The organism is Bacteroides sp. MSB163 (genome assembly GCF_036416795.1).
Taxonomy (GTDB): Bacteria; Bacteroidota; Bacteroidia; order Bacteroidales; family Bacteroidaceae; genus Bacteroides; species Bacteroides maternus.
Map to the genome: position 1 here is coordinate 5,811,049 of NZ_CP143867.1, position 20,428 is coordinate 5,831,476.

The following is a 20,428-nucleotide window of genomic DNA, read 5'->3' on the forward strand; positions in this document are numbered from 1 at the left end:
AGAGCTAATTATGACTTATTCACACGAAGTGGAACACATGTGTGTTGTAAAGAAGGGTCCTAACCACGGACCGGCTCCCATACCCGAAGAAGGCAAATGGGTAAAATCAAAAGAAATAGTTGATATTTCAGGTTTAACACATGGTGTAGGTTGGTGTGCTCCTCAACAAGGTGCTTGTAAACTGACTTTGAACGTAAAAGAAGGTATCATTCAGGAAGCATTGGTTGAAACAATCGGTTGCTCCGGTATGACTCACTCAGCGGCTATGGCTGCCGAAATCCTTCCGGGCAAGACAATACTTGAAGCATTGAATACTGACCTTGTTTGCGACGCTATCAATACAGCAATGCGCGAACTTTTCCTGCAAATCGTTTACGGACGTACTCAGTCAGCTTTCTCAGAAGGCGGTTTGATTATCGGTGCAGGTTTGGAAGACTTGGGTAAAGGTCTGCGTAGTCAGGTAGGTACACTGTACGGTACTTTGGCAAAAGGTCCTCGTTACCTGGAAATGGCCGAAGGTTACATCAAAAATATCTTCTTGGATAAGAATGACGAGATCTGCGGATACGAATTCGTTCACATGGGTAAATTCATGGATGAAATCAAGAAGGGTACAGATGCTAACGAAGCATTGAAGAAAGTTACCGGTACTTACGGTCGCGTAACACCTGAGCAGGGAGCAGTTAAACATATTGATCCACGTCACGAATAATATAAGGAGGAAAGAAATTATGATTAGAGAAGTAAAATTTGAAAGTCAAGACCGTCGTATCAAAGGTATCATTGCTGCCTTGAACGCTAACGGCATCAAAGACATCGAGGAAGCTAACGCCATCTGCGACGCTGCCGGACTTGATCCTTATAAAACGTGTGAAGAAACTCAACCGATCTGTTTCGAAAATGCAAAGTGGGCTTACGTAGTAGGTGCAGCTATCGCTATCAAGAAAGGTTGCAAGAATGCTGCTGACGCTGCCGAAGCTATCGGTATCGGTCTGCAAGCTTTCTGCATCCCGGGTTCTGTAGCCGACGACCGTAAGGTTGGTATCGGTCATGGTAACCTGGCAGCTATGTTGCTGCGCGAGGAGACTAAGTGTTTTGCTTTCTTGGCAGGTCACGAGTCATTTGCTGCTGCAGAAGGTGCTATCAAAATTGCCGCTAAAGCAGACAAGGTACGTAAAGAACCTCTGCGTTGTATCCTGAACGGTTTGGGTAAGGATGCTGCACAGATCATCTCTCGTATCAATGGCTTTACTTATGTACAAACTCAATTCGACTACTATACTTCTGAACTGAAAGTTGTTCGCGAAATCGCTTACTCTGACGGCGAGCGTGCCAAAGTAAAATGCTACGGTTGCGACGACGTTCGTGAAGGTGTAGCTGTTATGTGGAAAGAAGGCGTAGACGTTTCTATCACTGGTAACTCTACTAACCCGACCCGTTTCCAACACCCGGTTGCAGGTACTTATAAGAAAGAGCGTATGCTTGCTGGTAAACCTTATTTCTCAGTTGCTTCCGGTGGTGGTACAGGCCGTACTCTTCACCCGGATAACATGGCAGCCGGTCCGGCTTCTTATGGCATGACAGATACAATGGGTCGTATGCACTCAGACGCTCAGTTCGCTGGTTCTTCATCAGTTCCTGCTCACGTAGAAATGATGGGATTCCTGGGAATTGGTAACAACCCGATGGTAGGTTGTACAGTAGCTTGTGCGGTAGACGTAGCTCAGGCTTTGAGCAAGTAAATAATTACTTAATTAAAATAATAAATCCCTGTAATCAATAAGGTTATAGGGATTTTTATTTTAAACACAACAGCTTAACATATTACATAATTCTAAAAGTGAAGTTCTATAATGAACAATACGGTAATATCTCTATTAAATTCTTGTAATTTTTGACTACAGACATCTTCCATACATATAGTAAAATTGTAGATTTTGACTAATAAACAAGAATTTTCGAACAATAAAACAAGAATTTAGTTGTATATTTAATAATTATACAATACCTTTGCAGTTGTTTATTATGATCATTTTCTACGAACGTCAACCGAACACTGATTTCTCTTGCATTTGTAAGGATCACACATAGACCGGAAAAAGAAACGCGAATTATCTCTAAACACTAAATAATATGTGGAAAAAATTATTAGGAACTACTCTAATTGCTGCATTTGCATTAGGCAGTTGCACAGACAAAGATGTTTATCAAGGCCCTAAGGAAGATGAAAAAGAATTCAACACCTTCCCCTTCTCTACTGTACAAAAGGACGTAAACTTAAATGTGAATTACGTAAATGGTGCTGTACAATCAAATGTTTATTTTGAAGTGTATGATGAAATGCCTGTCGCCGAAAGCGAATATGGTACTTATACCAAACGTCAGGATGTAAATTACCTGTTTGCTGCCTATACCAAAGAAGACGGTACTTACCAAGGTAAACTGGAATTGCCTTCATACCTGACAAAGGTATATATCTATTCTCCAGCTTTCTTTGCACAAACTTTGATGGAGGCAAATGTCGTGGATGGAAGTATCGAAGCAACAGATAACACTAGTACTGATACTCGTACAATTACTAACACCAGTTACCCATACGACAGCTACCTGGTAAGTAGTAAATATGGAAATGAGGTCTGGAAAACCTGGTTAGGTACATACAATAGGTACCAAAACGGAAATATCAATTATAAGTACAATGGCAATCTGGCAGCAACTAAAAAGGATGGTTTATATACTGCGCACACCCGTATTATAAACTCTCATACAACTTGCCCACAAGAATATCGCGGTTATTCGGATATGTACGTCAACAAAGATGCTGAAGTAGTAGTTACATTTCTGGGACAAAATACTTGTTGGACCTGTTCATTGGGATATTATTATTATAAAGACGGGGAACAACCAAAGGACTTAAATGACGCCCATGTTATCATGTTGTTTCCTAATACCCAAGATGGCAGCTGGTTTAATAACCCCACTCAAGCAAAGAAAAGTGCCGGTATTGATCCGCTGACTGCAGTACAACTGATGTATTATCCCAATATTGCAACCGGAAGTAAAGAAGGAGCAACAACAACCTTCCCGGCAGGTTACAGAATCGGCTTTGTTCTGGCAACCAATGGTTGGAACAATCATGTTAGCGGCTTTAGCGGATACAAAAAATATCGCGCCGCCACCTCAAGTGGTTTGAGTTTAAACAACAAAGGTGTGAAGTTTGAAGAACCGCGTACTGCTGTTTATAGATATGGTGACTGGATATTGACTTCTTTTGAAGATTATATGACTGACGAGAATTTCAGCGATGTGGTCATTACTTTAAAATCTAATCCGGTAGACGCCATCACCGATATTCCTGTAACTAATCCTGATGAAGACAAGACAAGCATTGATTTCCTGAAAGGTACATACGCATTCGAAGACCTTTGGCCAAGCCAGGGAGATTATGATATGAATGATGTAGTCGTAAGATATAACTATGGCAGCACTTTCGATGAAAAGAATCTGATATATTCCGAATCATTTACTTTCAAGACTTTTCAAAATATAGCCAGTAATCAGAACGGTTTAGCATTCCGTCTCAAAACGGAAGGAAATATAGAATCTACCTCCTACTCTATTCGCCAACAAGGTGAAAAGGAATTTACAGAAGCCACATTTGAATACGAGCCTCAGGATAATGTATACCTTTTGACTACAAATGTGAAAGAAAATATGGGAACAGAATATAAGGTTACCGTTAATTACAGTAAACCCATTTCAAAGCAATCTGAAGCCCAAGCTTTTATATTCAAAAATGATGCAGACGGTTTGCGATGGGAAGTGCATGTTCCTCAGGAAATGCCGACATCCAAAATAAACAAGAAGTACTTTGGACAGGGAGACGATGCATCTAAACCCAATCAGAGTATATACTATGTACGTAAAGGTAATTACCCATTTGCATTTTTCCTGAGCCGGGCAACAGAAAGCGATTTAAGTAAATTGCTGGATGGTGCTAATGAAAAAACAGCTATCAATCTGTTATATAGTGGGTATGACGGTTGGGTAAACAGTAATGGCGAAAAGAACAAAGACTGGTATAAGAAATAAAAAATCTAAAAAAGAATCGCTCAGTATATCTCAAAGAAAAAACTGAGAACGTATTAGAAAGTATAAAGAGAGTGTCTGCTTGCTAGCTGACACTCTCTTTTTATTTATACAGATCATGAATTTCCCCAAAGGACATTCTTTATTCAGCCTGGCTTATTCATTGAACCAATCAATTTTTTTAGAAAAATACATCACCATAGCCAATATCACAAACAATCCGAGACTACCGGCAAGCAGTGCAAAAGTCTCTAACTGTATAAGAATGAAAACATAAATATAGAGCACACTAAGCAGACCTGCCATAATAAACGCCGGTTTCTTTCTTTTAATAATCCCCAGCATATAACCTCCTACCAGCACAATCGTAAGCACTGATGCCACCAGATATGCCATACTGAAACCTATATGTTCGGACATGGACAACAACAAACTATAGAACAGACAAAGTGCCAAACCGACTAACAGATATTGCAAAGCATGAATACGGGTTTTCTCCATTATCTCCGTAAAGAATATCACTGTAAAGGTCAACAGAATAATCAGGATAGCATATTTAGTGGAACGCATGGACTGCTGGTACTGTTCTACCGGCATTTTCAGATTAACTCCGAAGTTAGAGTTCTGAATATCTTTGATACTGGCATTCTGATAATTTATAAACACTTGCGGATAATTTCTGTTCAGGTTCAACACTTGCCATTGAGCTGAGAAATCTTTCTCGGTAATCTCCCGCTTCTCCGGCAGGTAATTACCATCAAAACTTGGAGTATTCCAGTTTGCTTTCAAGGCAACTTTCGTAGTTTTACCCAAGGGAGTAAAATAAATGGATTGAGATCCTTTCAGCTTTATCTTCATTTCATAGGGTAACTTCCGGTCGTCTTTCAGAGCGGAAAGGTCGACAATGGCATGGACACCCATGTTTTCAATGCCGCGTCCATCCATCCCCGGCTCAAACATATAAACGGAATCGTTCAAAGTAATGCTAACCTGTTCGCTGAGACCACGCATATCAGTCAGGTTCAAGCATATTGCCGCTCTTTGATATTGAAGTGCATCCATGTCCACATTACTCTTGCGAAGTTCTTCCGAACTAAAAAATCCCTTGATTACCAACTCCGACTGATACACATTCACCTTATAAATTCCTCGCCGAAGAATCTCCGTACTCAACTGTCCGTCTATTGACAATTCGTCAGGAAGCAATGTAACATTTCCCATAGTCACCTTCTTCGTACCATTATCTTCCTGTGTGATAGGATACTTCAGATTGATGTAAGGTCCTGTAATTGTCTGCGCCAGACTCCACTTCTGACCGACTTCGGCAATAGCATCCGTCTGTGTTCGCCCGCGTTCCGAAATCATATCTTCGATCATAAACATCGGAATTAGTAGCAACAGAATAAGGAAAGCAATAACCACTACCTTGATAGATTTAGAGAAACGACGCAGGCAGCCACTTGCCTGTTTTCTCGTTTCATTCAGATTCTCTGCAAGATCTCCATTGAAATCTTCTTTCAAATTGTCATTCAAATTGTCCATAATAAAATAGAATTAAGTAAGATATTTAGTATTGTCCGGTTTTGTGCGAAGCCAAACATCTACGTTGATTTCAGAAAATTCTCCAATGCTTCTATGTGAGTTTTGAAAGCTTTCTTTCCTTCGGAAGTAGCCTGGAAAGATGTTTTCGGTTTCCTCCCCACAAAGCTCTTCTGACAAACGATATAACCCAGTTCCTCCAAAGCCCTTGTATGACTTGCCAGGTTACCGTCCGTCAATGAAAGTAATTCCTTAAGAGTATTGAAATCGGCATCTTCATTTACCATGAGAACTGCCATAATACCCAAGCGGACTTTACTTTCAAATGCCTTATTTATATTTTGAAATGCTTCTATCATCTATTATTTCCTTCTTTCGTACTGTAAATAAAACAACATGCCATATAAAATATGAAATCCACCAAAACCAATTGTCCAAAACATTAAACCATGCCCCTCAAAGAAACAATCTGTAATGCCCAGGCAAAGAAAAGCATATCCTAACCATGCTACATTGGAGTAAGTGAACTTAGACACATTGACCAAAGAAAGTCCATAGAAAAGTAACATCACAGAAGATACCAGCCCGTAATGTTCATGTAGCAGTAAAGCTATACAGAACAACCCTCCCGTCAACAACGGCAATGAAAAATTCCATGCAATACGATAGGTTAGTTTACTGAATAGCTTTTGTTGCATCTTCTTGGCCTTATACCAGGACAAGATACAGGCGGTAACAACTGAAACAGTCAAAACCAGTGAAGCAACCATTATCAGTCCTTCCCTATTATCTTCTGATCTTAATAACTGACCGGCCACATAAGCACCGGCTAATGCATACACTCCGGCCAAGACAGCCGTCATACCACTGAGAGATACGAACTTAGAAGATCTTTCCATCAATTCTTTTATCTCATTTACTGATTCTATTGCTTTATTTCTATCCATATAAAAGTACTTTGTGCTGCAAAGTAAAATATAAAAAATGAAAGAAACAAAGAATATCGAGGAAAAATGTATTCAATGAGATTAAGCCGCATAAAAATCACTATATTTGCAATCAACTAAATATCAACAGATAGCCTAATGATGAAACAATTAATTGCTTGTTGCGGATTAGATTGCGAAAGTTGCGATGCCCGCATAGCTACTGTCAGAGATGACAATGAGTTAAGAGAAAAAACAGCCCAACTGTGGAGTAAGCTGAACAATATACCGGAGATTACGGCAGATACCATTAATTGTATGGGCTGTCGTGTGGATGGAGTGAAAACGATGTATTGCAGCGATATGTGCGCAATCCGCAAATGCGTAAACGAAAAAGGGTTTAACACTTGTGGTGACTGTAAAGAATTGGATAACTGTCAGATAGTGGGTCCTATTTTTCAGCATACTCCCAGTGCTAAAGAAAATCTTCTATAACATTGTAGTTGATAAATTTGCACTGCCAACAAAACATTTTTTCAAACCTTGCATCCCGACCAGGAATTGCGTCTTTCTTATCGGATCTATGTGCTGGATGAATTGGAAGATCATTTTTATCGCGATACCCTCCCTGATGTATTTCCTTGCATCAGGCTCTCTACTTCTTCCACCATCACATGATTAAAATCACCGTATACGGTATTCTTTAATGCAGAAGCTGCCAAAGCATATTCCAACGCTTTTTGATCATTATCCGGATACGTTATGAGACCATAAATCATACCACCGACAAAAGCATCACCGGCACCTACGCGATCCACCTCACACTCGATATCATAAATACCAGTATGCTTCAATGTGTTATCAGAATAGAGAATGGCAGCCAGTAGATTATGATTGGAAGTAATGGAATTACGAAGTTCCAGAAAAGCCTTCTGGCAACGAGGAACAAGCTCCACCACCCGACGACCAAAGTCTTCAAAAGCAGGAAGATTTGCTTCAAACGTAGTATCCTCAGTATCTACGGCTTTAAAACCGACAGGCTGTATGCCAAGTATCTCTTTATATTCCGGTTCGGCACCGAAAATGACATCACTGTATTGCACCAAAGGCTGCATGACTTCGGCAGCAGAACTCCCATAGTTCCAAAGTTTCTTACGGAAATTCAAATCACAGGAGATAGTCAATCCCATACGGTCAGCTATTTCAAGAGCCTCACGGCATGCATCGGCACCATCTTGTGACAAAGCAGCAGCAATGCCCGACCAATGAAACCAGCCAGCATCGGAGAATATCTTTTCCCAATCAATCATACCTGGACGCAATGTGGCAAAAGAAGAACCCTCACGATCGTAAACCACATTGGAATTACGGAATGCCGCACCACTTTCCAAAAAATAAAGTCCCATACGCTTACCACCAAAAACAATGCCTTCCGTACCTAAACCATTAGCACGGAGCGAAGCTATGCAGGCACGTGCCACAGCATTGTCCGGCAGGCGGGTTACGAATTCTGTAGGAATACCAAAGTTAGCCAACGAAACGGCCACATTAGCTTCACTGCCACCGTAAGTGGCTATCATTTGATTGGTTTGTGAAAAACGAAGGAAATCAGGAGCGGTAAGCCTCAGCATTACTTCACCAAAAGTGATTACTTTCTTATCTGTGGTAATTTGTTTCTTGTACATACGTTGTCAATAATAAAGTTTAACTAAACACCAAAGTTGTATTTTTATTCCAAGTAAACGCAAAGATATAATAATATTTATTGGCGGAAAAGCTGGGATAAAACATAATCATCAGATTTGTTGTAACTTTGCAAAGTTTTAACTGATATAACAAACAGAATGAGTTCATTGAAAAAAATTCCCTCTCCTTTAGTTTCCCTCCTGCCTATCGTGTTGTTGGTAGGAATGTTATTTGCCACCATACATACATTCGGAAGTGACGCACTGGAAGGGGGTAGTCAGATTTCCCTACTGACCACTACTGCTTTTTGCGTATTCATTGGTATAGCATTCTACCATGTCCCCTGGAAAGATTACGAACTCGCTATTACAAATAATATTTCCGGAGTTGCTACAGCAATTATTATCTTGCTGATAATAGGTGCACTGAGCGGTGCATGGATGATAAGCGGCATTGTCCCTACCCTTATATATTATGGTATGCAAATTATTCATCCCGACTTTTTTCTGGCGTCAACCTGTATCATCTGCGCACTAATCTCTGTCATGACAGGCAGTTCGTGGACAACAATCGCCACTATCGGTATCGCTCTGATGGGGATCGGTAAAGCGCAAGGGTTCAATGAAGGATGGATAGCAGGAGCCATTATCTCCGGAGCATATTTTGGTGATAAAATCTCCCCGCTGTCGGAAACTACAATACTTGCTTCCTCCATAACAGACGTGCCCTTGTTCCGGCATATACGCTATATGTTAATTACAACCACTCCATCGTTGATTATCACACTGATCATCTTTACAGTAATGGGATTCGTCATCGAAACAAACTCTACAGCGCACATGGAGGACTTTGCCACATCGCTGAAAGATACCTTCACAATCACTCCCTGGTTACTGATTGTTCCCTTAGTAACCGGAATACTTATTGCGCGAAAAGTTCCGTCCATCATTACCTTGTTCATATCCACGATGCTGGCAGGTATTTGCGCCATCATCTTCCAACCGGATTTGCTACGTGAAATAGCAGGAGAAAATAACATCTTCAAAGGGACAATGATGACATTCTACGGAAGCACCGGTCTGGATACCGGCAACAGTATGCTGACCGACCTTGTGTCTACACGTGGCATGGCTGGCATGATGAATACAGTCTGGTTGATTCTTTGCGCCATGTGCTTCGGAGGTGCCATGACAGCAAGCGGTATGCTGGGTAGTATAACTTCAGTCTTTGTACGTTTCATGAAAGGAAGAGTCAGCGTTGTAGCATCCACTGTTTGTTCCGGACTGTTTCTCAATCTGACTACCGCCGACCAATACATAAGTATTATCCTCACCGGAAACATGTTTCGCAATATTTATGAGAAAAAAGGATATGAGAACCGATTATTGAGCCGTACTACGGAAGATGCCGTTACCGTGACCTCCCCTCTGATACCATGGAATACCTGCGGAATGACGCAGGCAACGATATTGAACGTATCTACGCTGACCTATCTTCCTTATTGCTTTTTCAACATTATCAGTCCATTAATGAGTATCCTCGTTGCAGCCATCGGATATAAAATTGTGAAGCGTCCCGTGAACAATCCCGGATAAAGGTTGTTTTGCAATAAACGAACAAGAATCGTAAAACCTAAACATTAAAGAATTATGAAAAAGTTTATTGCATTAGTAGCATTAGTGATGATGAGTGCGGCAACAACCGCCATGTATGCACAAGAAAGTAGAGCGGAACGCCGCGCAGACCGTAAGGCTCAAAGAGACGCTGAACGCGCCCGCCTGAAAGCTGAAGAACAAGTAGCCGACGCAGTATCGTATGATGACGCCGTAGCCGCATTGAAAGCCCACCAATTCGTACTGGAAGCCGACCAGGTGATGTTCCGTAACGGACAGACAGCTTTCGTCAACTCCAACACCAACTTCGTACTGGTAAATCAAGGACGTGGTACCGTACAGGTAGCATTCAACACGGTATATCCCGGCCCTAACGGTATCGGTGGTGTAACTGTAGATGGTTCTACCTCGGATATGCAGATTACAACTGACAAGAAAGGTAACGTTAACTGCCAGTTCAGTATTCAGGGTATCGGTATCTCTGCACAGATCTTCATTTCGCTGACTAACGGTGGAAACAATGCTACCGTAACCATCAGCCCGAACTTCAACTCCAATACGATGACGCTGAGTGGTAATCTCGTTCCATTAAGCCAATCCAGCATCTTTAAAGGACGCTCTTGGTAAAGCCCTTTACAATATATATATTTCCACTCCGCTGCAAATTGCCAGAAATGTGTACATTTGCAGCGGAGTTTTTATATTTTTGCATCCAAATATGAGAGAATTTATCATCGCAGACAATCAGGACATCACCAAAGCAGGTATGATGTTCCTACTCAGCAGTCAGAAGGATACAGCCCTGTTACTGGAAGCAGATAACAAAACCGAATTAGTTCAGCAATTGCGTCTGCATCCGCAGGCAGTAGTTATACTGGACTATACGTTGTTTGATTTCTCAGGTGCGGACGAGTTAATTGTCCTGCATGAACGTTTTAAAGAAGCAGACTGGCTCCTGTTCTCTGATGAATTGAGCATGGAATTTCTCCGACAGGTATTGTTCAGTAGTATGGCTTTCGGAGTAGTGTTGAAGGATAATTCAAAAGAAGAAATACTGTCTGCATTGCAATGCGCTTCGCGAAAAGAGCGTTTTATCTGTAATCATGTCAGTAATCTATTGTTGTCCGGCAACAATGCATCTCCCGTACGCCACACACTGAAAGATGATTTACTGACACCGGCGGAACGGAGTGTACTGAAAGAAATTGCTCTGGGAAAGACTACGAAAGAAATTGCTGCGGAGAAGAACCTTAGTTTTCATACGGTAAACAGCCACCGCAAAAACATATTCCGCAAATTAGGAGTGAACAATGTGCACGAAGCTACAAAATATGCTATGAAGGCAGGAATTGTGGATTTAGTGGAATACTATATATAAAAAGATTATTCAAATACCAATCTCTCCACTGCCGATACATATCCGGGAAGCTTCATCATATACGACACCGAATTGTCCGGGAGCAATGCCCTGTAAATTTTCAGAAGATACAATATGATAGACCTCCCCTTCCCGTATCAGTTTTCCTTTCATAAATTCCGGTGTATGGCGGATTTTAAATGTCACATCGACTACCTGATTATGTAACCAGGGATTTTCTGTAATGAAATGAAAATCATGAATCTTAAATTCACGCCCATACTGCCATTGGGTATCATAGCCCCGTGAGACATAAAGAACGTTTGCCTCAACGTCTTTCCGAATGACAAACCAAGGACCACCACTCAATCCCAATCCTTTGCGCTGTCCGATGGTATGAAACCAGTACCCCCGGTGTGTACCGATTTTCTTCCCAGTCTCCCATTCTACAATATCTCCTTGCCGTTCACCAAGGAAACGACGAACAAAGTCATTGTAGTTGATCTTTCCCAGAAAGCAAATACCCTGACTGTCACGGCGACGGGCAGTAGGCAATCCTGCATCGCGGGCAACGTCCCGTACTTCCTGTTTCATCAATCCACCAAGGGGGAACATCAGTTTAGAGACTTGCAAGTAGTCAATCTGCGCAAGAAAATCTGTCTGATCCTTTACAGGATCGACAGCTGTACCCAGCCATACCTTACCATCTTTATGGACCGTAGTGGCATAATGACCGGTAGCAGTAAAATCAAACTCTTTGCCTACCTTCTGTTCAAAGCAACCGAACTTAATGAAGCGGTTACACATCACATCCGGATTAGGAGTCAATCCACGACGAATTTTATCAATGGCATAAGCAGCAACTTGTTCCCAATATTCTTTCTGCAAATCTACCATTTCCAAAGGCAATCCGTAGCGATGTGCGATAGCCGTAGCCATCTCCCAATCTTCTTCAGCAGAACAATCCACATAGTCGGTGCCGTCCATTCCTATCTTAATATAAAACAGAGACGGCCGATACCCTTGTTCACAAAGAAGGTGTACGACAACTGAACTATCAACACCTCCTGATAATAAAACAGCTATATTCATTCTTGAGCGGTTTTGAATGAAGTGATGATTTATTTTTTAGACGCGGATGACACGGATGACGCAGATTTTTTATTTATTGATGTGACAGCGCAGCCTTTAAATCCGTGTCATCTGCGTCTAAGAGATTGAATACATAGGCTAAAATCATTTACCTCATTTCTATACCGTTTTGAGATAAATATTTATTTAGTGAGTCGCATCCAAGTCCGCATCGGGGGATGCTCCCATAATAACAGAGGTACATTCCCATAACGACTGAACCTATTTCCCATAACGACAGAAAGCATTTCCCATAACGACTGAATGAGCGTTCCACTACGACTGAGCAAGGTGGAACACCAACCATTCATCCAGTCAGCGACTTACGTATTCCTTCATGAGGCTGACTTAGCTCTGGTTTTACGCGTTTCTGACGGGTTATGAACCAATCATATTTTATCCAACGCCTGAGCCAAGTCATCCAGCAAATCAGCAATATGCTCCGTACCGATAGACAGACGCACCGTTCCCGGCTTAATGCCCTGTTCTTCCAATTCCTGTTCATTCAACTGCGAATGTGTAGTGGTAGCCGGATGGATAACGAGCGACTTAACATCCGCTACATTTGCCAGAAGTGAGAATATTTGCAGGCTATCAATAAATGTCTGTGCCTCTTTCACCCCACCCTTTACTTCAAAAGTAAAGATAGAACTTGCACCATTGGGAAAATATCTTTGATACAATGCATGATCCGGATGTTCCGGCAATGACGGATGATTTACCGCTGCCACTTTAGGATGTTTCTTCAAGAAATCAACCACCTTCAATGCATTCTCTACATGACGTTCCACACGAAGGGAAAGTGTTTCCAGTCCCTGCAATAAAATAAAAGCATTGAATGGACTGATGGTAGCACCCGTATCACGAAGCAGGATAGCACGAATACGAGTAACGTAAGCCGCAGCACCCGCAGCTTCAGTAAAACGTATGCCATGGTAGCAAGGCTCCGGTTCCGTCAATTGAGGGAATTTGCCCGAAGCTGCCCAATCGAACTTACCGCCGTCCACAATCACGCCCCCCAAGGAACTGCCATGGCCACCGATAAACTTCGTAGCGGAGTGCACCACGATGTCTGCTCCATGCTCAATAGGCCGTATTAGATAAGGTGTGCCAAATGTATTATCAATGATCAATGGAATCTTATAACGATGTGCTATCTCAGCAACAGCTTCAATATCAATAATGTTGGAGTTCGGATTACCCAGAGTTTCAATATATACAGCCTTTGTATTCTCCTGTATAGCCTTCTCAAAGTTCGAGAGATCAGCAGGGTCTACAAAAGTAGTAGTCACTCCGTAGGCAGGCAGAGTATGCTCCAACAGATTATACGTACCCCCATAGATGGTTTTAGCCGATACGATATGATCTCCGGCACGAGTAATATTCTCTAAAGCATAAGTCACGGCAGCAGCACCCGAAGCAACCGCCAATCCGGCAACGCCACCCTCTAAAGCAGCTACACGTGCTTCGAACACACCTTGTGTAGAATTAGTCAAACGACCATAGATATTGCCCGGATCCTGCAAACCAAAACGTGCTGCAGCATGGGCAGAGTTGCGGAATACATACGAAGTAGTCTGATAAATGGGCACGGCACGTGCATCAGTAGCCGGGTCGGGTTGTTCTTGTCCTACATGGAGTTGAAGCGTCTCGAAATGCAATTTCTTTGTTTCCATTGTCTTTGTATTTTTTAGGATTAATTGATTGAGTGCAAAGATAATGGGATGTTATGACATGGGCAATGACACAAGATAGGGAATTTTATACCACATTTATGGTAGATAAACAAACTATTCGCTAAATTTGCAACGAAAACCAAATGATAGATACAGATGAGAAGAAGGAATATACAGCTTTTCCTGCTATTTGGAGTCCTTGCATTGACAAGCTTATTCTCTTGTGGAGTAGACCGTTGGCCGGAATATTACAAATGGACCGGACGCGATCTATGGATAGACAGCGTCATGAGAGAAGAATATCTGTGGTTTGAAGACATACCCGACTCAAAAAACGTGAATTATTTCCTCGCCCCAGAGGCTTTTTTAAAATCAATAAGATCATCACTTGATAAAGACTACTCCAGTGTCGATACATTGTATGCCACTCCTCCACCGAGCTATGGCTTCGACTATTCCCTATATCGGATAAGCGGTAATGATACCGCCTATAATGCACTTATCACATACGTCATTCCCGGATCTCCAGCTTCCGAAGTCGGATTAAAACGAGGCGAATGGATCATGCAAATCAACGATGATTATATCACCAAAAAAACGGAGAAACTACTGACTGAAGGTGAAAATCAGAAACTATTGTTAGGAAAATATGTTTCAGCTGTCAATGACGAAGGAGAAGATGAAAGTAAGATTGAATCTTACCGTAACGCAGTTCTTCCTGCCGCCCGTCCCGTAGAGGACGTCTCCATACCTGCTTACGATGTTTACCCTAGTGGAAGTATAAATGTAGGTTATTTGGCATATAACAGCTTCAACAAAGAAGATAATAGTGAGCTACTCCAATTATCGCAGTTCTTTAAAGATAAGAATATAACAGAGTTGGTTCTAGACTTGCGCTACAATGCCGGTGGAGAAATGGAGTGCGTACAACTTCTGGCAGATATTTTGGTACCTGCCGACAAATTGAACAGTCCCTTCGCCTCACTGGAATATAGTCAGAAGCGAAAATATAAAGACCACGAACTCACACTCGACAGCAAGCTTTTGCAAGGAGGTGTGAACCTAAATCTATCGAAAGTGTATGTTCTGACAAGCAGTACAACTGCCGCTGCTTCGGAAATGCTCATTAATTGTTTGAGACCTTACATGACAGTAATAACTATAGGCACCACAACCAAGGGAGAAACCGTAGCAACAGAAAGTTTCCCCAGCGATCAATTCTTATGGGTGCTTCGCCCTGTTGTATGCCAAGTATTCAATTCAGAAGGTGAGGCGGACTACACCAAAGGTTTCACACCTAATTATGCAGTCAGTGAACTGAGTGATTTTGCAAAAGTACTGCCATTAGGAAATCCTAACGAGGCTTTGTTCAGTGCAGCAATAGGTATCATCGATGGTAGTATCGTACTCCCTGAACCTAAACCAGAACCCGAAACTCAAATGACAGTAGTGAAAAGTGTGAAAGTAAAGCGCAATTTCCGCAATGGTCTTATCATTAAATAAACCAGAATGAAGAAGAATATTCTCATAGCTTTACTATTCATAGGAGGATTGACAGCTTGTAGTGATAACAACGAAGGTTCAGATATACCCAATAATCCGGTATATCCTGTAACTCATTTCTCTAAAATAGAATTAAAGGAAGCCAAGGAAGAGCCAGGTGCACCTGCTGTTACTGTTACTCAGACTTACGATTATAGTGCCGGTCGATTGAGTAACTTTACATCTACACAAAGTTTCGTAGCTGGAGGAGAATTGTTTAAGATAGAAAATGCAACAAATGTTGTTTATGGAGATCATCAGGCTGTAGTAACAGATGAAATTAATAATATCTCGACCTACACGTTGGATGATAATGGCTATGCTATAAGTTGCGTGCGCCAAGAAATGGATGGTAAAATACGCTCTTATACTTTCGATTATCTTATCAATACAGAGGGAAAATATTTCCTGAAAAATATAACAGAAACATTAGACGGAAATAAGCCCTATTCTTCTATCAACATAGATTATAGTAGCTATAGAACACTACGCATCACCCAGCAAGTTGACAAGTCCGAACAAACTTACATAGCCAGCACATCTACCGGCAATGAAATAGCCAACACTTCAGAGATTCCGTACCTATTCCTGACAGATCTATATCCCCTTTCATTCCACTCGGTTGCCATTTATGGTAAGTTTTTGGGAGATGCATACAATACTCTGATTACTAACCTCAGACCAGAGGATAACAGTGGAAGCAACGAAACCACGACATATAAATATGAATTCGACAGACGAGGTATCGTTACTTCCTGTGATGAGGTGACCAAAAGTTACGGTCACAACTACATGCGTACTGTATATTATACAATCGAATAAATTGAGATATTATTTCTTGAAGAATTTATCAAAGAAAAGAATTTGGTAATCGATAGAATTATTCCAATATTGCCCGTTATGCGCACCAGGACGAGTGATAAAGTCATGACTGATATTCTTCTCCAATAAAGCTTTATGCAATGCTTTATTTACTTCCAAAAAGAAATCTTTTTCGCCACAATCGATAATTAATGCCAAATCACCATCTGTAATCTTATCAATCTGGGTAATAACAGTATGCTGGTCCCATAAAGCGCTGTCGGCTTCATAATCACCGAGTTGTCTGCTCATCTCCCAATTCTTCGGAAAAGGACGAATATCCACTCCGCCACTGGTACTTCCTCCTGCACCAAATATATCTTTATGACGGATTGCAAGCCACAAAGCACCATGTCCACCCATGCTCAATCCGGTAATGGCTCGTCCTTTTTTCTCCGGAATAGTAGCATAGTTTTTATCTGTATATTTCACCAGTTCCGAAGCTACAAAAGTTTCATAACGATAAGCCTGATTTTTAGGGCTATCCCAATACCAACTGTTTTTACCATCAGGACATACAAAGATAATTCCTTTTTCATCTGCAATCTTAGGTAACTCCGGTTTCAATCCTACCCAACTACGTGCATTACCACCATAGCCGTGCAACAAATAAACTACCGGACAAGCCTCAGCTTCCTCACCCAATACTTTATCAGGGAGTACATATACCACTTGTACTTCTTTATTCATGGATGGACTTTTTACCATAATGGTATCTACTCGTGCCGCCTGTGTCGCAACAACTGAAAACAGCAATAAAACGCTAAACAAAATTTGTTTTCTTTTCATGTCTTTCATTCTTTAATAATCTCTATAAATAGGCAGCAATATTAGTAATAAAATTCAAAAAATTAGTAATTTTGCAATATAAACTATTCATAACCTATATGGAATTTATTATTATTCTATTTTTATTAGTGCTGAACGGTGTCTTTGCCATGTATGAAATAGCGTTGGTGTCATCCAGCAAAGCACGACTCGAAACCCTCGCAGGAAAGGGAAACAAAAGAGCCAAAGGAGTACTGAAACAGTTGGAAGAGCCCGAGAAATTTCTTTCTACCATTCAAATTGGTATCACGCTTATCGGTATTGTATCCGGTGCTTTCGGTGGTGTAGCCATTGCCGACAATGTAGCACCGTTATTTGCCTCCATTCCTGGACTTGCTCCCTATGCTAAAGACCTTGCCATGATTACAACAGTGGCAATCATTACGTACCTTTCACTCATCATCGGTGAGTTGGTACCCAAGTCCATAGCACTGAGTAATCCGGAACGATATGCAACTCTACTTAGTCCGGTCATGATTTTACTGACTAAAGTGTCTTATCCATTCGTCTGTTTACTCAGTTTCTCAACCAAGATAGTGAATAAACTAATCGGCCTGAACAATGGAGAAGAACGTCCCATGACACAGGAAGAATTAAAAATGATTCTGCACCAAAGTTCAGAACAGGGTGTTATTGATAAGGAGGAAACGGAAATGTTACGGGACGTATTCCGATTCTCTGATAAGCGGGCCAATGAATTGATGACTTACCGTCGCGACCTTGTCGTACTACATCCCACATACACACGTGATGAAGTACTACACATTATCCGCGAACAACATTTCAGCAAATACCTGTTGGTAGAGAAAGGAAAAGATGATATTATCGGAGTAGTGTCCGTCAAAGATATTATTCTGATGTTAGGCAATGATCACCCCTTCGATTTACGTGGTATCGCACGCTCTCCCCTGTTTATTCCGGAAAGTTTATATGCCAAGAAAGTTTTAGAGCTAGTTAAGAAGAACAAAAATAAGTTCGGAGTTGTTGTAGACGAGTATGGTAACACAGCAGGCATTATCACCTTGCACGATCTGACAGAAAGTATCTTCGGAGACATCCTTGAAGAAAACGAAATGGAAGAAGAAGATATCGTCACCCGGCAAGATGGTTCGATGCTCGTTGAGGCTTCTATGAATGTAGATGATTTTATGGAAGAGATGGGTATCCTGAGCTATGATGATCTGAAAGAAGAAGACTTTACCACACTAAGCGGTCTCGCCATGTTCCTCATCGGGCGGGTACCTAAAGCAGGAGACTTGTTCAATTACAAGAACCTACAGTTTGAAGTTGTGGACATGGATCGTGGACGAGTGGATAAACTGCTCGTTATCAAAAAAGAAGAGGAAGAATAGTGTGAATTTGCATTATATATTAACTTAAACCATTAAAGCAATGAAAAAAGTAATGATGATTGCAGCCATCGCTGCTGCATTGGTATCCTGCCAATCAAAAGGAACCCAAAACAATGATTCCACCGTAGGTGAAGGAGTGTTGACAGTTGCCGGAAATGATTCTTCTGCCGTAGCCGTATACGAAGGTCTTCTTCCTGCTGCCGACGGTCCGGGTATCCAATACGTATTGAGCGTGGACAGTGTAGGTCCTGATGGAGAAAGCGGTTATACTTTGGTTACTACTTACTTGGATGCGGAAGGGCAAGGAAAGAACAAGAGCTTCACTTCCAAAGGTAAGAAACAAGTCATCAAGAAAACAGTGAACAACAAACAAAAGACAGCCTACAAACTGACACCGAGCGATGGTGACGCTCCTGTCTACTTCGTAGTAGTGAACGATACCACTTTACGTTTGGTTAACGATAGTCTGCAAGAAGCTGTCAGCGACTTGAACTACGATATTATTCAAGTGAAGAAATAATCAGCAAAACATTTATGTGGAGAGGAGCTAAACAAGAGTTAGCTCCTCTTTTTTATTTCCTTTTAGAACATATCACACCGGAATTTCAAACTAACAAAACAATAAATCATATTTCTCACATCAAAACATACTGGTTGAAACAATATATATAATGATTGGAACAATATTTTAAGTCATACATTACCTTAACGCGTACCTTTGTTCTATCGAATCCAATGAAAAACAGAATCCCATGAAAAGAGTACTATTTATATTGTTTTGCTTCACGACATTAGTTCAGGCACAAATTCCCACCAATAAGCGGGAAGTAATGCAGCAATTCCTGTCAGGTACATTAGACGAATCGTATGTACCAGCAGCATTTTTCATGCATTTCGGAAAAGATGCACGCACCGGAGAAAAAGCTATAGATGCACATTTACGTTATTTTCTTTCCACAGGTATGGATTTCGTAAAAATCCAGTTCGAACAAGGATATGGACGTATTCGGATTGAGAAATCAGAAGATTGGGAACTAATTAAACCACTTCCCTTAGACTTCTTTACTCCAACATTGGAAATAGTAAATGACATTTACGATATTGCCGGTGCCAATGCGATGATATTACCCACTGTTTATTCTCCATTCCAAATGCTGATACAAAGCGTAGGAGCTAAAACTGTGATAGCATATGCTAAAACAGAACCGGAACGAGTGAAAAAAGCACTCGAATATTTTACTGAAGCACTTATCGGATATGTAAAAGCGTGTAAAAAGATTGGTGTAGATGGGTTTTACACACCTACACAAGGGGGAGAAATTAAATTTTATGAAGTACCCGGATTCTTTGAGACCTTCGTTAAACCATATGACATAAGAGTCATGCAGGAATGTAATACCCAAACCCAGCTTAATATACTCCATATTTGTGACTACGAAGGCAAGTATGACGATTTAACTCGTTTTGTATCATATCCGGGCCAAATAATTAATGCACCCTGTGAAGTAGCCGACCAGCCTTTCAGTCTACAAGCATGCGAACAATTATTTAAGCGCCCGGCAATGGGAGGACTATATCGTAAAGGCGCTATATTAAAAGGAAGTTCTGATGAAATAGCAAAAGAAATATATGAATTAAAGAAATCTTTGAAAGGGAAACGATTTATTTTAGGGGCAGATTGTACAATCTTGCCTCAAACACCAATGGATAACATCAGAACTGCTATTAAAACATCACATCATACTCGTAATATAGAATAAATCATAGGCTTTTTAAATTCACAGTTAGTTGGTAAATAGGTATTATATCTCATAGGTTATTTTAGGTA

Annotated in this window: 19 protein-coding genes; 12 read left to right on the top strand and 7 right to left on the bottom strand. The window is 41.1% G+C overall.

Going from position 1 to position 20,428, the window contains the following annotated elements:
• Positions 1-10 precede the first annotated feature (10 nt).
• The 3 genes from VYM24_RS22930 to VYM24_RS22940 all read left to right on the top strand — a co-directional run bounded on the left by VYM24_RS22930 (position 11) and on the right by VYM24_RS22940 (position 4,092).
• A complete protein-coding gene (locus VYM24_RS22930) occupies positions 11-712 on the top strand; it encodes an iron-sulfur cluster assembly scaffold protein (protein WP_299092242.1) in 702 nt (233 codons plus the stop codon).
• 19 nt (positions 713-731) lie between these two features.
• Positions 732-1,742, top strand: coding sequence for a GGGtGRT protein (locus tag VYM24_RS22935; RefSeq protein ID WP_299092240.1), 1,011 nt, complete (start codon positions 732-734; stop codon positions 1,740-1,742).
• 391 nt (positions 1,743-2,133) lie between these two features.
• Complete coding sequence (locus tag VYM24_RS22940; protein ID WP_330941003.1) at positions 2,134-4,092, top strand: LruC domain-containing protein; 1,959 nt, start codon at positions 2,134-2,136, stop codon at positions 4,090-4,092.
• Between the two features lie 153 nt (positions 4,093-4,245).
• Here VYM24_RS22940 and creD read toward each other — a convergent pair whose 3' ends face one another.
• Genes creD through VYM24_RS22955 form a run of 3 tightly spaced genes read right to left on the bottom strand, consistent with a single transcriptional unit; the run spans position 4,246 to position 6,575 of the window.
• Positions 4,246-5,631, bottom strand: coding sequence for a cell envelope integrity protein CreD (gene creD, locus VYM24_RS22945; protein ID WP_330941004.1), 1,386 nt, complete (start codon positions 5,629-5,631; stop codon positions 4,246-4,248).
• 59 nt (positions 5,632-5,690) lie between these two features.
• Entirely contained in the window at positions 5,691-5,987 is a 297-nt protein-coding gene (locus tag VYM24_RS22950; protein ID WP_224320142.1) for a winged helix-turn-helix domain-containing protein, read from the bottom strand.
• A gap of 3 nt (positions 5,988-5,990) precedes the next feature.
• Positions 5,991-6,575, bottom strand: a complete 585-nt coding sequence (locus VYM24_RS22955; protein WP_299092233.1) for a hypothetical protein — start codon at positions 6,573-6,575, stop codon at positions 5,991-5,993.
• A 138-nt stretch (positions 6,576-6,713) separates the two neighbouring features.
• Between VYM24_RS22955 and VYM24_RS22960 the strand changes: the two genes are divergently transcribed.
• The gene (locus VYM24_RS22960; protein WP_187374566.1) at positions 6,714-7,049 is read left to right on the top strand and encodes a DUF3795 domain-containing protein; all 336 of its coding nucleotides are present in this window, start codon (positions 6,714-6,716) and stop codon (positions 7,047-7,049) included.
• Between the two features lie 116 nt (positions 7,050-7,165).
• Here the strand turns inward: VYM24_RS22960 and VYM24_RS22965 are convergent, their stop codons facing one another.
• Complete coding sequence (locus VYM24_RS22965; protein WP_299092231.1) at positions 7,166-8,239, bottom strand: sugar kinase; 1,074 nt, start codon at positions 8,237-8,239, stop codon at positions 7,166-7,168.
• A gap of 168 nt (positions 8,240-8,407) precedes the next feature.
• Between VYM24_RS22965 and nhaC the strand changes: the two genes are divergently transcribed.
• The 3 genes from nhaC to VYM24_RS22980 all read left to right on the top strand — a co-directional run bounded on the left by nhaC (position 8,408) and on the right by VYM24_RS22980 (position 11,231).
• The gene (gene nhaC, locus VYM24_RS22970; protein ID WP_330942285.1) at positions 8,408-9,835 is read left to right on the top strand and encodes a Na+/H+ antiporter NhaC; all 1,428 of its coding nucleotides are present in this window, start codon (positions 8,408-8,410) and stop codon (positions 9,833-9,835) included.
• 54 nt (positions 9,836-9,889) lie between these two features.
• On the top strand, positions 9,890-10,480 hold the full coding sequence (locus VYM24_RS22975; protein WP_299092230.1) for a DUF4251 domain-containing protein: 591 nt from the start codon (positions 9,890-9,892) through the stop codon (positions 10,478-10,480).
• A 91-nt stretch (positions 10,481-10,571) separates the two neighbouring features.
• Positions 10,572-11,231 (top strand): LuxR C-terminal-related transcriptional regulator, encoded by a 660-nt coding sequence (locus VYM24_RS22980; protein WP_217714725.1) that lies wholly within the window; start codon positions 10,572-10,574, stop codon positions 11,229-11,231.
• 9 nt (positions 11,232-11,240) lie between these two features.
• Here the strand turns inward: VYM24_RS22980 and mnmA are convergent, their stop codons facing one another.
• Complete coding sequence (gene mnmA / locus VYM24_RS22985; RefSeq protein ID WP_299092227.1) at positions 11,241-12,302, bottom strand: tRNA 2-thiouridine(34) synthase MnmA; 1,062 nt, start codon at positions 12,300-12,302, stop codon at positions 11,241-11,243.
• Positions 12,303-12,730: 428 nt separating this feature from the next.
• Positions 12,731-14,017 carry an O-acetylhomoserine aminocarboxypropyltransferase/cysteine synthase family protein gene (locus VYM24_RS22990; RefSeq protein ID WP_330941005.1) on the bottom strand — a complete coding sequence of 429 codons (1,287 nt, stop codon included), beginning with the start codon at positions 14,015-14,017 and terminating at the stop codon, positions 12,731-12,733.
• 156 nt (positions 14,018-14,173) lie between these two features.
• Here VYM24_RS22990 and VYM24_RS22995 point away from each other — a divergent pair, with 156 nt between their 5' ends.
• Both VYM24_RS22995 and VYM24_RS23000 read left to right on the top strand, forming a co-directional pair.
• Positions 14,174-15,520: a S41 family peptidase gene (locus tag VYM24_RS22995; RefSeq protein ID WP_330941006.1), complete on the top strand. Its 1,347-nt coding sequence runs from the start codon at positions 14,174-14,176 to the stop codon at positions 15,518-15,520.
• A gap of 6 nt (positions 15,521-15,526) precedes the next feature.
• Positions 15,527-16,381: a DUF4595 domain-containing protein gene (locus VYM24_RS23000; protein ID WP_330941007.1), complete on the top strand. Its 855-nt coding sequence runs from the start codon at positions 15,527-15,529 to the stop codon at positions 16,379-16,381.
• 9 nt (positions 16,382-16,390) lie between these two features.
• On the opposite strand, the gene VYM24_RS23005 is transcribed toward VYM24_RS23000, so the two are convergent.
• Positions 16,391-17,209, bottom strand: coding sequence for an alpha/beta hydrolase (locus VYM24_RS23005; protein WP_291555137.1), 819 nt, complete (start codon positions 17,207-17,209; stop codon positions 16,391-16,393).
• 98 nt (positions 17,210-17,307) lie between these two features.
• Between VYM24_RS23005 and VYM24_RS23010 the strand changes: the two genes are divergently transcribed.
• From VYM24_RS23010 to VYM24_RS23020, 3 genes are all read left to right on the top strand, one after another.
• Positions 17,308-18,600: a hemolysin family protein gene (locus VYM24_RS23010; RefSeq protein WP_330941008.1), complete on the top strand. Its 1,293-nt coding sequence runs from the start codon at positions 17,308-17,310 to the stop codon at positions 18,598-18,600.
• A 40-nt stretch (positions 18,601-18,640) separates the two neighbouring features.
• The gene (locus VYM24_RS23015; protein ID WP_217714718.1) at positions 18,641-19,120 is read left to right on the top strand and encodes a copper resistance protein NlpE N-terminal domain-containing protein; all 480 of its coding nucleotides are present in this window, start codon (positions 18,641-18,643) and stop codon (positions 19,118-19,120) included.
• Positions 19,121-19,352: 232 nt separating this feature from the next.
• Positions 19,353-20,360 carry a uroporphyrinogen decarboxylase family protein gene (locus VYM24_RS23020; RefSeq protein WP_299093719.1) on the top strand — a complete coding sequence of 336 codons (1,008 nt, stop codon included), beginning with the start codon at positions 19,353-19,355 and terminating at the stop codon, positions 20,358-20,360.
• The last annotated feature ends 68 nt before the right edge of the window (positions 20,361-20,428 follow it).